The organism is Burkholderia sp. CpTa8-5 (genome assembly GCF_017815045.1).
GTDB classification, from domain to species: Bacteria; Pseudomonadota; Gammaproteobacteria; order Burkholderiales; family Burkholderiaceae; genus Burkholderia; species Burkholderia sola.
In genome coordinates, this window is the sequence record NZ_JAGIQD010000001.1 from 275,004 (window position 1) to 287,996 (window position 12,993).

12 protein-coding genes and 2 riboswitches are annotated in these 12,993 nt (G+C 62.6%); of the genes, 4 read left to right on the top strand and 8 right to left on the bottom strand.

All coding sequences use genetic code 11. The annotated features are described in order from the left end of the window. Positions 1-14: 14 nt before the first annotated feature. The gene (locus tag J8I35_RS01255) at positions 15-839 is read left to right on the top strand and encodes a radical SAM protein (RefSeq protein WP_209924252.1); all 825 of its coding nucleotides are present in this window, start codon (positions 15-17) and stop codon (positions 837-839) included. A gap of 25 nt (positions 840-864) precedes the next feature. Further along, the gene (locus tag J8I35_RS01260) at positions 865-2,052 is read left to right on the top strand and encodes an aminotransferase class III-fold pyridoxal phosphate-dependent enzyme (RefSeq protein WP_209924253.1); all 1,188 of its coding nucleotides are present in this window, start codon (positions 865-867) and stop codon (positions 2,050-2,052) included. A 36-nt stretch (positions 2,053-2,088) separates the two neighbouring features. Here J8I35_RS01260 and J8I35_RS01265 read toward each other — a convergent pair whose 3' ends face one another. The 8 genes from J8I35_RS01265 to J8I35_RS01300 form a co-directional block, all read right to left on the bottom strand. Beyond that, a complete protein-coding gene (locus J8I35_RS01265; protein ID WP_185722560.1) occupies positions 2,089-2,796 on the bottom strand; it encodes a glycosyltransferase family 2 protein in 708 nt (235 codons plus the stop codon). A gap of 64 nt (positions 2,797-2,860) precedes the next feature. Next, positions 2,861-3,583: a CDP-alcohol phosphatidyltransferase family protein gene (locus J8I35_RS01270; RefSeq protein ID WP_124630103.1), complete on the bottom strand. Its 723-nt coding sequence runs from the start codon at positions 3,581-3,583 to the stop codon at positions 2,861-2,863. A gap of 50 nt (positions 3,584-3,633) precedes the next feature. Further along, positions 3,634-3,939 (bottom strand): hypothetical protein, encoded by a 306-nt coding sequence (locus tag J8I35_RS01275; protein ID WP_124630104.1) that lies wholly within the window; start codon positions 3,937-3,939, stop codon positions 3,634-3,636. Between the two features lie 107 nt (positions 3,940-4,046). After that, the gene (locus tag J8I35_RS01280; protein ID WP_185722562.1) at positions 4,047-5,153 is read right to left on the bottom strand and encodes a phosphonoacetaldehyde reductase; all 1,107 of its coding nucleotides are present in this window, start codon (positions 5,151-5,153) and stop codon (positions 4,047-4,049) included. 14 nt (positions 5,154-5,167) lie between these two features. Beyond that, entirely contained in the window at positions 5,168-6,577 is a 1,410-nt protein-coding gene (gene aepX, locus J8I35_RS01285) for a phosphoenolpyruvate mutase (protein WP_124630106.1), read from the bottom strand. Continuing rightward, positions 6,543-8,123: a cobalamin-dependent protein gene (locus J8I35_RS01290; protein WP_209924254.1), complete on the bottom strand. Its 1,581-nt coding sequence runs from the start codon at positions 8,121-8,123 to the stop codon at positions 6,543-6,545. Before J8I35_RS01290 ends, aepX begins: the two co-directional genes overlap by 35 nt. Next, complete coding sequence (locus J8I35_RS01295; RefSeq protein WP_209924255.1) at positions 8,120-8,860, bottom strand: phytanoyl-CoA dioxygenase family protein; 741 nt, start codon at positions 8,858-8,860, stop codon at positions 8,120-8,122. The genes J8I35_RS01290 and J8I35_RS01295 overlap by 4 nt, the downstream gene beginning before the upstream one ends. Before the next feature lie 631 nt (positions 8,861-9,491). Then, positions 9,492-10,514, bottom strand: a complete 1,023-nt coding sequence (locus J8I35_RS01300; protein ID WP_209924256.1) for an ABC transporter substrate-binding protein — start codon at positions 10,512-10,514, stop codon at positions 9,492-9,494. A 140-nt stretch (positions 10,515-10,654) separates the two neighbouring features. Then, positions 10,655-10,779: riboswitch (guanidine-I (ykkC/yxkD leader) on the bottom strand. A gap of 432 nt (positions 10,780-11,211) precedes the next feature. Beyond that, positions 11,212-11,343, top strand: a riboswitch (guanidine-I (ykkC/yxkD leader). A gap of 57 nt (positions 11,344-11,400) precedes the next feature. Between J8I35_RS01300 and J8I35_RS01305 the strand changes: the two genes are divergently transcribed. Continuing rightward, positions 11,401-12,156, top strand: coding sequence for an urea amidolyase associated protein UAAP1 (locus J8I35_RS01305; RefSeq protein WP_209924257.1), 756 nt, complete (start codon positions 11,401-11,403; stop codon positions 12,154-12,156). Between the two features lie 11 nt (positions 12,157-12,167). Further along, positions 12,168-12,824, top strand: a complete 657-nt coding sequence (locus tag J8I35_RS01310) for an urea amidolyase associated protein UAAP2 (protein ID WP_050015406.1) — start codon at positions 12,168-12,170, stop codon at positions 12,822-12,824. Positions 12,825-12,993: the final 169 nt, after the last annotated feature.

Genomic DNA, 12,993 nt, shown 5'->3' on the forward strand with positions numbered 1-12,993 from the left:
CCCTATGGATCTGGATGGATCTGTCCGCGGCATGCAATCTGGCGTGCCGCGACTGCTATACCAAGCATGTCCATACATCGCGCCTGCTCTCGACGGATCACTTCGCGCTCGTGCTCGAAAAATTGAATGCCGCCGGCGTCACGATCGAGAAACTCCATCTGAACTGGCGCGGTGAACCGCTGACAAACAAGCGATTTGGCGAATTTCTTCGCATCCGCAATACGACCGCTCCTGGCGTTCCACTCGAGTTCCACACTAACGGGCTCCTGCTTTCGCACGACACGTGTGCCGAGATTGTTCGGCAAACACGCGAAGGAGATCTCGCATACGTGTCCATAGACGGGGGTGGACGAGTCCTGCACGAAGCCAACCGGGGGCCCGGCCCGTGGTTACCAACGCTGCGCGGCTTGGAAAGGCTGCTGGATGCGCGAGATGCCGCAGGCGAGCCGCATTTGAGCGTCGGAATCTACGAGATCACCTATCTGCGCGGCGCGATCTACGATCGTGAGCTTGTCGTCCTGTCCCGCAGGTGCGACGCATGGACCAGAGTCTGCCCTATTGACAGAGAAGGACGGGAAATACCCTTTGCGGCCGACGTCCTTCCTCAAGGAGCCTGTTTCTGGGCAGGCAACGCGATGTGCATCACGGTAACCGGCGATGTGCATGTCTGCATGCTCTCGTTCGATCGGAGTGGCGTCATTGGAAACATTTTCAGCGAAGAGGTCGACGACATCCTGCGCCGAGGTCAGGCGTTCCGGTCCAGTCTCGTCTCGTCAGGGCGCCGGGTCGTGCCGCACTGCCGCAACTGCTACAAGACCGAGGGCGCGATAGACGACTAATGGCGATGGTGAGCGAGGACGAAAGATGGGCCGAGAACAACTGCTGGCGCTCCATGGCGCGAAGAACGATCGACTGATCGGCATCGACGGGCGTGTCTACTACGACCTGACTTCCGGTTGGAACGTCACCAATGCCGGCTGGAACAACGAAGCGATCTTCACGGACTGGATCGAGGCCGCCAGAGCCCTCCCTTTCAGACCCTCGTGGTGCACGGATCCGAACCAGGAGCGGTTCAAGGAACAGCTCGGCAGCATCTTTCCCGGATACATTCCGATCCTGTCATGCAGCGGCAGTGAGGCGATCGACAACGCGCTCAAGGTCGCCCGCGTCATAACCGGCAGAGGGGGAATCGCGTGCGTCGGCGACGCCTATCACGGAAGCACGCTCGGCGCGGCGCTCGCCGCGGGATATCCTGTCGACCACATTGATGCGCTGGGGCTCGATAATCGACGTTTCGCGCTGCCCGCTCCTGTTTCGGACGCGGACCTTGCAACGATCGAAGCGTTACTCACGCGAGAAGACAGCATAGGAGCGGTCGTGTTCGAAACCGTCCTCACCAACGCCGGGTGCCGTGTCGTACCGGACGCATTCCTGAATCTGCTTCAGCGCCTTTCGGACGAATTTGGCTTTCTGTTGGTCTGTGATGAAATCGGGACGGGTATGAACAGAACGGGGCATCCATGGTCATTCCAAGGCCGCCCCATTCGCCCGCACGTCATTACTTGCGGAAAGGCACTCACAAACGGGCTCTACCCGTTATCTCTCGCGCTCGTGGCAAACGATTTGCGATCCTTTTTGGACGAAGCTTCTTTCGCTTCCACTTACGGTGGGTCGCCGGCGGGCTGTGCAGCGGCGTTGTCGACCCTTGCATTCCACCAGGCCGCCGACCTGGGTAGCCGTGCGCTCGAACTGGCGAGTGCCGTGACCGCGATATTCGAATCCAACGGCCGAAAATTGGGGGGGCACTTCGACATCCATGGCGTAGGGCTATCGATGGCGGTCAACCTCGGGGGAGGCGATCCCGAATTTGCGCACGCGTCCCGATCAAAAAAAATCATCCAGTCACTGCTCGAGCGAGGTATCTTCGCTGTGCTTTCACCCGATGGACAGCAACTGATGATTACCCCGGCGTTGACGGCAGAACTGGAGCCGTTGATGGATACGCTGGATGTGGTCGCGGAAACGATCGTCGCGTCCCGCAGCGTTCGCTAGGTCCGTCACGGAAATCGATGCAATCCAGAGGCGGGATCATTCGATGACGATGTCTGCGTCTTTCGGATGCGCGCGCAGGCTCCACAGATGTCCCGGACCTGCTAGGAGATTGGCATACGTCGCCTGCCAGAGTTTCCCGGGATCGGCCTCTCGATATTTCAGAAATCTGGCGCGCCTTGCCTGCGGGGTCATGCCGCCCTTGTGCAGAATGCGAATGATGGTCCGGTGCATGTGCTCCCGGGAGATGTCGTCCGGAATCGGCTGGAAGTGCAGGCGCGCCGCAGGCAAACGCTGTCCGGCCCGGAAGCCGAACATTCGATACACCCAAAGTCGGTGCTGGTCGAAATGAGCCAAGTCCCCGATCATTCTGAGAACCTCGAACGCATAAGCGTGCCCCGGATTTGCGATTTCGGAGATCAGCGTTCGCAGAAGAGGCAGGTCGGGTTCCGCGATGAGTTCATCGGCGTCGAGCCAGACGATCCAGTCGGGTGCGTGGACGGCGCTAGCGTCTAGCAACCTTTGACGGTTCTCTGCGTCGTTCCATCCTGCACAGGACCATCGTCGCGGATTGCGCAGCACCTGAAGAACAAGTGCCTCCCGGCGCAGCAGGTCGAGCGTCTGGTCCGTACTTCCATCGTCCAGCGCGACGATGCCGGACGCGAAGCGCCGCACGTTATCGAAGTATGCCTGCAGGTGCTCCGCGCCGTTGCGAACGGGTAGTAGGCACAAGATGCGGGTAATCATGTGCGGTGAACCTGCCACGTCGATGCCGATCCCGGAAATCCCTTCTGTCGCCCGGATTGCCGCGTCAGGAGGGGGGGGCCGTTGATGCCGCATCCGCCTGGCGCGTCTCGCGCATCGATGCGATCATGCCTGCGATGTAAGTCGCGCAAACTACCGCCGACAGCGCCAGCGACAGCATCGCCGATACCACGATACCGATCTTCGCATGGCCCGTGATCGCCGCAAGCAGCACGAGATTCTCGTCGAGCGGCATCGCCGCGAAGAGAATGCGCGACAACTTGCGCAGCAGCGCAAACGGGCCGTCGCCTGGCACCCAGCTCGCGAGTTGCAGGTACAGGTAGTAGAACGTGCACCAGCCGGCCAAGGCAAACATTCCCCACGTCGCCATCGACGGGTTGCCGGACTGCACGGAGGCGCCGAGTGCCAGCCCGATCTGCAGTGCGACGAGCGTCACCCAATTCGAAAGCTGATCGAGCTGTCCGCCGAACGCGGACGCCCGGCCGCCGGCTCGCGCAACCTCACCATCCATGCAGTCGAACAGATACGCGACCGCGATAAGCGCCGCTGCCGCCATCATCGCGCCACGCTGCCCGTACGACATCAGGGTCGCGGCGGCGAGCGCCGCGAGCGCCCCGAGAAACGTCAGCAGGTTGGGGTGGACGTTCGCTTTCGCGAGGCGCCACGACAGGCGCGTCGACAGCCTGCGAATCGGCTTGTAGACGGGCGCCTGCTCCCGTTCGATCTGCTGACGCAAGAACGCCTGAAAAGTGCCCGAATCGGAGGTCATGATGAGCGTGCTCTCACAAGTGCGGCCTAGTTTCAACCAGGCCGCATCTTTCACTTGATCTCGCTTGCCTTGATCAACAAATTGCTTTGCGACTGCACACGCTCACGCAAACGGCCTACGTTGTTCGCGAACGAATCGGCACGCGACACGTGGGAGATCGACGTCGCCAATGACGCCGCGAGTGACGCCAGTGTGTTCGCGAGCGAGGCCTCGAGCACCTGCTTGAGCACTGCCTGATTGGGCGCGGGCCCCCTGCCGACGCGCGCGATCGCCTCCGAGAACGACCCGATCAGGGTCGACGCCTCCTTCTGGAACAAATCGAAATTCGCATGTACCACTTCGGGTTGCTTGCTCATCACTTGCTCTCCATGCCCCCGTAAAGTGGTCCGCTGATCAACGCGTCGGGGGCAAATGCCGCGTTGCGGGCCGATTATCTGGATTGAAATCGATCAGCGGTCCGTACTTACAACGCATCGAGCAAATGTTGCAGATCGAGGCGTACCGGATGATTGGCGAGCCGTTCGAGATTCACCTCCGCAACGAGTTCCGCGTATGCCGAGCGCGGGACGCCGGCCTCTGCGAGCGTCGCGGGCAGCGCCCATTCACGCAACTGCGCCTCCCATCGCTGCCGTGGCGTGCGTGCATTCGGCAACGCGAGGCGTGCCAGGATCGTCTCCTGATATTCGGCAATGCCCTTGCCGCGATGAACCGCACGCGCGTGTTCGGCGAGCACCGGCCCCATGAACAGGCCGACCGCATGACCGTGGGGGATACCGAACCGCGCCGTCAGAGCGTACGACAACGCATGTGCCGCGGTTGTGCGGGTGATCGCGATCGCGCGGCCGGACAGATGCGCAGCGTACATGACGGCGGCACGTGCGTTGGCGTCTCCCTTGCGAATCGCGTCGCCTAGATGCCTGCCACAGAGCGTCAGCGCATCGCTCGCATACGTGATGCTTTCCGCCGTCGCCGCGTTCGACCACATCGACTCGATGCCGTGGCAGATTGCGTCGACACCGGAGCAGGCCGTCTGGCGTGCGTCGAGGCTTCCCGTCAATCGCGCATCGACCACGGCGCGGTCCGGCATGGCGTCCTGATGGTCGACCGAATGCTTGATGCCTCCGACATAGAACGTCGCGAATGGCGTGACTTCGCTTCCCGTCCCGGCCGTGGTTGGCACCGCGATGCAAGCAGGAAGCCGTCGGGTAGACCCGCCGCGCATACGTAGCGCATCGGCGGCGCACAAGTGCGGACATGCGGCGATCCGTCTGACACCTTTCGCCGTATCGATGACAGCCCCGCCGCCTATCGCAAGAATCGCGTCCGCGCCGCTCGCCGCAAAGAACGCGCCGGCCATCTCGATCGATTCCAGCGTGGGGGAAGCGTCGGCGACGACGTAGTCGACGCGATCGCACGTCATGGCCCCGAGATGCAGCAATGCCTGCGCATCGCTCAGATCGAACGAGCGAGGGCCGCGAAGCACCGCGATCCGCCGTGCGACAAGTTCGCGAACAAGCTGCGGAACGTGCGCGGCGGCGCCCGGGAATACGAGCGACAGGTGTACGGACATGTCGTTCCACCTCTTTACACGGTTTCGCCGGTTCTTGGCGTCGCATCGGCCCGCGCGCCGGCATCGGCCACATTGCCGGCCACCACGGACAAAATGTCGTGCAGGCTCGCGCCCGCACGCGCGCATTCGTGCGCGCGTCCATGGCGCAATATGGACTCGGCGGCGGCCGTCATTGCTGGATACGCAGCGCGCAGCAGGTGATTGGCGTAAATCACGCCGTTTACGCCGGCAACCTCGAGGTCGTGCTCGCTGACGATGTCATAAGTTGACGGGATCGCAAAGATCGGCGTCCGCGCATCGGCGAGCCGGAACGCACGACAGAAGTCCAGTACCTCGACGGGTTGGTGGTTGCGGCTGTGGATCAATACCGCGTCGGCGCCCGCCTGCGCATACGCATGCGCGCGTTGAAGTGCATCATCAATCCCCGCGCCCAGGATGAAGCTTTCGATCCGTGCCACGATCATGAACGCGTCGTCAACCTGCGCATCCTTGCCGGCGGCAATCTTCTCGCAAAATTCCGCGATGTCGCTCTGGCTCTGGGCGGATACGCCGGACGACAAGGAATTGCGCTTGAGGCCAACCTTGTCTTCGATCACGACGGCCGACACGCCGACACGCTCGAGCGCACGCACCGTGAACACGAAATGCTCGGGCAGACCTCCGCTGTCCGCATCATAAACGAGTGGCTTCGTCGTCACGTCAAACATTTCGTTGATCGTTTGCAACCGCATCGACAGATCCACGACTTCGATGTCCGGCTTGCCGCGCACTGTCGAGTCCGTCAGGCTACTCGACCAGATCGCGTCGAATTCGCGAACGCCTCCACCGTCTCGAACCTGCGCGCGCTCGACGATCAGCGCAGCGAGCGGACTATGGGCCTCGAGCACGCGAATCAACGGGCGTACGCGCAGTGCGTGGCGCAAACGCGCTTGCCGCGCGCTCGGTGCAATACCGTTTCGGCGGATGCGTTGCTGGGCATAGGTCGACGATACGCCGTGCGTATAGGGTATTTCGATCAGTGTGCCGCTCCACTCACGCAACACCTCGACAACTTGTGCACGCGTATCGCGCTGTGCGCCTTCTCGCCAGTCATCGCCATGTACAACGAATTCGGGCCGAAGCTCGCGTAGATTGGGGCGGAAGTCGAGTGTCGTCTGCGGCACGACATCCTTGACCCAGACACTGCTCGCGACGACCGCACGCCGCTGCTCGAACGAGAAGAGCGGCATCCGCTTGTAGCTCGCAATTGCCTCGTCGGTCATCAATCCCACGATCACGTCGCCGTAAGTCGACGCATGATGCAGCACGTTCACGTGACCATCATGGAACACGTCCGCGCACATCGCGACATAGACGACCGGCCGCGGCCGCGTACCTTCGCCATTACATTCAGTATTGCTGCTCGCTCCAGAATCGGCGTCCATGCTTGACACTCCCTCTGTTGAACAACGTGTTGAATTCGTGTGCGAGTGCGGCGATCTCGGTGCCGGTCCAAAGTCCGGGAACTTCGATCAACCCCTGCTTGTACGACATTCTATAAAGCGGTGTGTCCGGGGCAACGAATCCTTGGCGCAAGCATTCCGTCAGCAGTTCCGAACCGACTATCGGCGTTGCCGTGAAAAACGATGCGCTGGTGAAGCCCGCGTTGCATGCGAAGCGATAGGTTTCGCGCATTTCGTCGATCGTTTCGCCATCGCAACCGAACATCGGCGGCATGCCGATGATGAAGAAGCCATGTACGTCGAGCCCGATATCTCGTGCGTATCTCACGAGATGACGCGTGCGCGCGAGATCGAGCGGCTTACGGATCAGCTCGGTCAGCACGCGCTGCACGCCGCTTTCGATCGCGAACGTGATTTGGTAACATCCCGCGTCGCGCATCAGATCGAGCAGGCCTTCATCCATGCGCCAAAGCGCGGTTCCTTGCGGCGTGCACCACGGAAGCTTGATGTCGGCCAGCGCACGAAACAACATGCGCGCATGCTCTTTGTCGTTCGTGATGTTGTCGTCCTGTATGTGATATTCGTCAATTCCGTAGTGCTCGACGAGCGAACGGATTTCATTCGTCACGTTCTCCGGACTGCGACGGCGCAGCTTGCCGCCCCAGAAGTTGGTCGTCGTGCAGAACGAGCATTTCGCGGTACATCCTCGGCTAGTGTAGAGCTGAGCCACACGCGATCCGACCGTATAGGGCGACTGATAGGCGCCGATTTCGAAGTAACGCTCCATGTTGTATAGGTGCCAGGCCGGATAGGGAATGACGTCGAGGTCGGCGATCGGGTCGCTCGAACATGCTCGCGCAACCTTGATGAGCGGCATCGACTTGTTCGAGAAGATCCGGTTGACGCTGCGCTGCCGCACGACGATGCCTTGCAGGCTCTCGAGTGGTCGTGCGCCGTTCGCCCAGTCGAGGAATTCCACGATCGTGTTTTCCGATTCGCCGAGAAAAACCGCGTCGGCGTCAAGCGACTCGAGATACTGCTCCGGAAAATACCGTGCGTGGGCACCCCCCGTGATCAGAAGCGCGTCGGGAACCGTATCGCGCGCGATACGGAAGATTTCCTCGATGATGTCGGACTGGTTCGAGAAAATGCTGGACACGCCGATCACGTCCGGCTCCCACCGGCGCAACGCGTCGCGGATCGACCGGGCACCGAGACCGTAGCGAACGAACTCGCCCGCGTTGTCGACGGGTTCAATCTGATCGTAGCCCTCAACCAGGCAGTCTAGCAGCCGTACGTCATAGCCATTGCGCTCGAGCATCGCACCGAGATAGCCCAGTCCCAATGGATAGGTGCAGCGAGGCAGGTCGCCACGGTACAGGATCGCCCCGGGGGACACCAGCATCACACGCTGAAAACGTCGGGAATCCTTCGCCGACAGCGCGGTTTCGAGGCCCCGGTAGACAACGTCCGACCGTTGCGCGGGGTCAAGAAACTCGACCCTGATGTTGCCGACGAAGCGTGTCATCGCATGGCTCCTTCGGGACCGAAATCGAACAGTCGGAACGCGTAGCCGTCGCCGTGCGATGCCATGCCCGCGATCTTTTCCGCGTAATAGCGGTCGCGAAAATCGCCCTCGTCGGCGCAATTGAACGTGAGAAAAAGATGTGGGACAACATGTCCCGTTCGGTTTGCATATGTCCGATGCGCCGCATAGCCGTCAAATAGCAGTCCGTCGCCTGCGTCTACATCGAGTGATTGCGGGCAAAGCGACGCGAAGAATGCGTCGTCGAGTTGACCGTTCAGATTCGGATAAAGAAAGCCGGGCGACGCCCCGGTCGCGAATTCAAAGCCACCGCTGTCAGGCTGCGACGCCTCAATCAGCACAGCAACGGTCGCGTAGTGCGACGCATAGCGATTCCAGCCCGCGGCGGCGTCCTGATGCGCCCTAAAGCCTGGCGAGGCCGGGTAGCGGAAATTGATCTTGTCCTTGAATAGCAGGCAGGGACGCTCGAACAGCGCTCGCGCGAGCGCATTGCAGCGCGCATGCAGATCGATCCCGGTCCGCTCGGCGAAATCTTCCACAAAGCGCTCGATACGTACGAGACGCCGGCCTTGGGCACTATCCTCCCGATACGCGATCAGCGGCAGGCGATGCACGGGCGCGTCGAGCAGAGACTGGCAATATGCACGCGCGGCGCCGAGCTCTCGATCACCAACGAGAATGTGTTTCACCAACATCCACGGCTGACCAGGCGTATTCATTTTTCTTCGCCGACATCAGTAGGCCACGCTTCGTTGACTATGCGTTTGCGAACGACTCAAACGCCCCCGTCCTTTCAATGCACATCGTGTCGCTTCACTCGATACGCACATTGAATGCGCATCCCGAGCAATTCGCAATCTACTTCGGATAATCGATCGAAGTCTTCGGTTCACACGACTCAGTTGGCCAATCGACAATCTGAGTCTTTATCGAATCAGCGATCACGAGCGTGCCGCGCTCGATTCATATTAGGTAGACAAACAGGATTGTCAACCGATGAATCGGGAGTTTTTAAGTGACTGTTTCGCTAAAAGCGAATGGTCGAAAAGCATCGATGACTCGCCTACCCGCTTGATGGTGCGGACGGCAGTTTCATCGTGAAAGCAGTCGTTGCACTAGCGGCAATGCGAAAGTCCGCTTCGGGTCGGCAGCGGTCATCGACGCCGCCTTCTTTCCGCGTCGGCAACGGCTCGTAAGCTACCGTTCGCACCTCGCCGCAATAGTCATTCAGCGTCGCAGCCATTCAACCGGGCACATGGCGGAACGTCACTCCTGTACGAAGCATGCGGCCGACGCGCGTTGCCCACCGGCGCGACGCGGTACATCGCCGCGCCGGCGGGCATGCTGCCGTCAATGCACGTCAATAAACCGCGAATCGATATACGCATCGACGTCCTGCGACTGCTTGTACACGGCGTTACGCACGTTGAATGCATTCGCATTTCGCGTCGAGCCGTAGATCGAATCGAGCCCGTCTCCCTTGCGGAACGCACGCTTCGCGGCCGCTTCGTCGAGCAGGTGCGTGCCCTTCAGCAACGGAAGGTATTGCGCCGGTGCGAGCCCGACGCGCGCCGACATGATCTTGACCGCATCGGCTTGCGTCTTCGGATCGTTGATGTACGCGACGCAGCGATACCAGACCTTGACCACCTTCGCCCAATCGGCGCGGCGCGCGGCGAGGCTCGCCGGCGCGACCGTGATCGCATCGTAGATCAGCCCCGGCGCATCCGCCGACGTGAAGATCGCGCGTGCGCCCGGCGCGCGCTTCAACGCCTCGCCGGCATTCGGTTGCCACGCCGCCACCGCCGCGATGTCGGCCGACGAACCGAGCACCTGCGGCAGCTCGTTGGTTTTCGCATTCACGAGCGTGACGTCGCTGTCCTTGAGCCCATGCTTCTGCAGTGCGGTTTCGAGCAGCAGGTGGTCGACGAGGCCGAGCTCGACGCCGACCTTCTTGCCCTTCAGCGCCTCGACGGTGCGCAGCGGCGGCTTCGCGACGATCATGTCGTTGCCGGCCGAATAGTCGGTCAGCAGGATCATCACGTTCTTCGCGCCGGATGCGCCCGTCACGAGCGCATCGCCGTTGGTCGCCGCGACCGCGTCCAGCTTGCCTGCGGAAAACGCGTCGAGCGACGCCGAATAATCGAACCACTCGAAATCGACGTCGACGCCGGCCTCCTTGAACCAGCCCTTGTCGAGCGCGACCTGGAACGCGACCCAGCCGGGCCAGTCGCTGTAGCCGATCTTCAGCGGTGCGGCAGCGTGCGCGGCAGGCGCCACCCATAGCGCGGCGGCCGCGGCGGCGGCGCCCAATGCATGACGGAGGAAACGGAAGGACGGCAGGCGGCGGAACGCCGGGGCGGGACGGGTCATCGTTGTTCTCCAGGAGACCGGGATCGGGATCGTCGATACGGAGCGTGCGCGAACACACGTTCCGGCTGCGTGACCGGTTCCTGCGGATGCGGAACGAACGAAGCGGCCACGGAGAGGCGCGACGGCCGTTGCCATCGCCGATCTCCCGGGCTTTTGTCCCGCCGTGTAGCACGCGTGCATCCGGTCTCGCGATCGGATGAACCCGCGCCGGGCTGCTCTCGGACCAGACGTTCGATGATGAACCGGAACCCTAGCACCCCTAAGATGCGACGCCGCCGCACCTCTCGGCGTCATGCCGAGCGAGAAGCGTGCCAACGGCGCGCGGCAATGCGATTCAACGGCGGCGCAGGGTGCGCTGAAGTTCGATGAAGCGGGCGGCGAACAGCGCGTGCAGCGCGCGTCGGAGCAGGTCGAGCTTGTTCATGAAGGAGCGGGGAAGAGGTGGCGGTGCGTGAATTCAGCAATGCCCATGCCATCGCGGATCGCACGGTGCGAGAGCACGCGACGCGCACTGCACCGGTGCGCGGTTGCGTGCGCATGGTGCGCCGCACGCCCGCCGCGAGGGCAAGCTCATGCGTGCGCCATTCGCTTGCCGCGCGCCATCGCGCCGCCGGGCCGCGTCGTACGGCCGACGGGCTGCGGCTGGCATGCAACTCGCTTATTCGATACCCGAGAGGTGCGAAGCAATTTGCATCATCTTCAGGATCGCTAGGGTTCCGGTCGTGCGGCGTGCGCCGCGCGATGCCTGGTCCGAGAGCAATCCGGTCTTGCCTTCGCCTCGATACGAGGAAACGGCGAGGCTCCACGGAGGGATAAAAGCCCGGGAGGTCGCGATGTCGTTCGGTCGCCCTCTCACGCCTTTTGTCCAACCGACCCCGGAGCCGCCATGTCGCCGAGCCCCCAAGCCATTCTTGCCCCGCCGCCACACGTCGCGTGGGAAACGCTGATTCCCGCCGGAACCCACTGGTCCGGCATCCTGCGCCGCGGTCTCGCGCTGCGCATCGTCGATATCGACGGCGGCGCGAACCTGTCCGCCGTGTTTCATCGTCAGGAAGACCTGCTCGAACGCTACAACATGGCCGATACGCTGAAGGCGCAGCACACCGCGCATCTCACGCGCGGCCATGCGCTGTATACGGACATGGGGCGCGTGATCGCGTCGATCACGGCCGACACGCTCGGCTGGCACGACCCGCTCGGCGGCGTCGGCGATGCGCGGCTGTTCGCGCACAAGTACGGCGCGTCGTCGTATCAGATCGATCGCAACGCGATGATCCGCAACGGCCGCGACAGCCTCGTGCTCGAGCTCGCGAAATACGGCCTGTCGGCGCGCGACCTCGCCGCGAACGTCAACTTCTTCAGCAAGCTGGACACGCGCGACGACGGCGCGCTCGATTTCGTCGCCGGCCATTCGCCGGCCGGCAGCGCGTTCGACCTGCGCTTCGAGATGAATACGCTCGCGGCGTTCTCGACCGCGCCGCATCCGCTCGATCCGCGTCCGGACTACGCGCCGAAAGCCGTGAAGCTGATCGCGTACCGAGCGTATCCGGTTGATGGCGCGGCGCCCGACGACGACCCGTGCCGGCGCGCATGCGCGGAGAACACGCGCGGCTTCGCCAACACCGACCGTCTGTTCGCATGAGGAGCGAGACCATGCCGATCATCGAAAGCCGACTCGACCCGCGCGACGCGATCCACGACACCACGCTGAACGCGGGCGACCCGTGGCTGCACGACCTGAAGCGCGGGCAGACCTTCCGCATTCTCGACCTCGAAGGCAACCAGGCCGTCGACACGCTGTTCTATAGCACCGACGATCCCGAGGAACGCTACAGCGCGCAGGACACGATCCGCGCGCAGCGCAACCTGTACCTGAGCGCGGGCAGCGTGCTCGTGTCGAGCCGCGGCAACCCGATGGCGACGATCGTCGCGGACACGTGCGGCCGTCACGATACGCTCGGCGGCGCGTGCGCGGCCGAGAGCAACACGGTGCGCTATGCGCTCGACAAGCGTTACATGCACAACTGCCGCGACAGCTTCCTCAACGCGATCGCGCACTGCACGTGCGGCGCCGGCGCGCGGCTGACCAAGCGCGACCTGGTCGGCAACGTCAACTTCTTCATGAACGTGCCGGTCACGCCGCTCGGCGGCCTCACGTTCGAGGACGGCATCTCCGCGCCTGGCAAGTACGTCGAGATGCGCGCGGAGATGGACGTCACGGTGCTGATCTCGAACTGTCCGCAACTCAACAATCCGTGCAACGGTTACAACCCGACGCCCGTGCGCCTCATGATCTGGGAGGCGCAATGAACTACCCCCGCGCTCACTTGCTTTGCATGGGGCCGGAGTACGCGCTGAAGCGCTACTCCGGGCCGACACGTTCGCTGCCCCCCAAGAGGGCGGTTGCCGTCCACGGCCGGCTTTGCAAAGCCGGCCGGCTGCGCGGGCGCGGAGCGACGCTCCGCGAATTCCCCGCTAC

What these genes read in the sequence shown, in the direction of transcription:
- J8I35_RS01255 (WP_209924252.1), top strand. Translation starts at nt 15, where the DNA reads ATGGATCTGTCCGCGGCATGCAATCTGGCGTGCCGCGACTGCTATACC.
- J8I35_RS01260 (WP_209924253.1), top strand. Translation starts at nt 865, where the DNA reads ATGGGCCGAGAACAACTGCTGGCGCTCCATGGCGCGAAGAACGATCGA.
- J8I35_RS01265 (WP_185722560.1), bottom strand. Translation starts at nt 2,796, where the DNA reads ATGATTACCCGCATCTTGTGCCTACTACCCGTTCGCAACGGCGCGGAG.
- J8I35_RS01270 (WP_124630103.1), bottom strand. Translation starts at nt 3,583, where the DNA reads ATGACCTCCGATTCGGGCACTTTTCAGGCGTTCTTGCGTCAGCAGATC.
- J8I35_RS01275 (WP_124630104.1), bottom strand. Translation starts at nt 3,939, where the DNA reads ATGAGCAAGCAACCCGAAGTGGTACATGCGAATTTCGATTTGTTCCAG.
- J8I35_RS01280 (WP_185722562.1), bottom strand. Translation starts at nt 5,153, where the DNA reads ATGTCCGTACACCTGTCGCTCGTATTCCCGGGCGCCGCCGCGCACGTT.
- aepX (WP_124630106.1), bottom strand. Translation starts at nt 6,577, where the DNA reads ATGGACGCCGATTCTGGAGCGAGCAGCAATACTGAATGTAATGGCGAA.
- J8I35_RS01290 (WP_209924254.1), bottom strand. Translation starts at nt 8,123, where the DNA reads ATGACACGCTTCGTCGGCAACATCAGGGTCGAGTTTCTTGACCCCGCG.
- J8I35_RS01295 (WP_209924255.1), bottom strand. Translation starts at nt 8,860, where the DNA reads ATGAATACGCCTGGTCAGCCGTGGATGTTGGTGAAACACATTCTCGTT.
- J8I35_RS01300 (WP_209924256.1), bottom strand. Translation starts at nt 10,514, where the DNA reads ATGACCCGTCCCGCCCCGGCGTTCCGCCGCCTGCCGTCCTTCCGTTTC.
- J8I35_RS01305 (WP_209924257.1), top strand. Translation starts at nt 11,401, where the DNA reads ATGTCGCCGAGCCCCCAAGCCATTCTTGCCCCGCCGCCACACGTCGCG.
- J8I35_RS01310 (WP_050015406.1), top strand. Translation starts at nt 12,168, where the DNA reads ATGCCGATCATCGAAAGCCGACTCGACCCGCGCGACGCGATCCACGAC.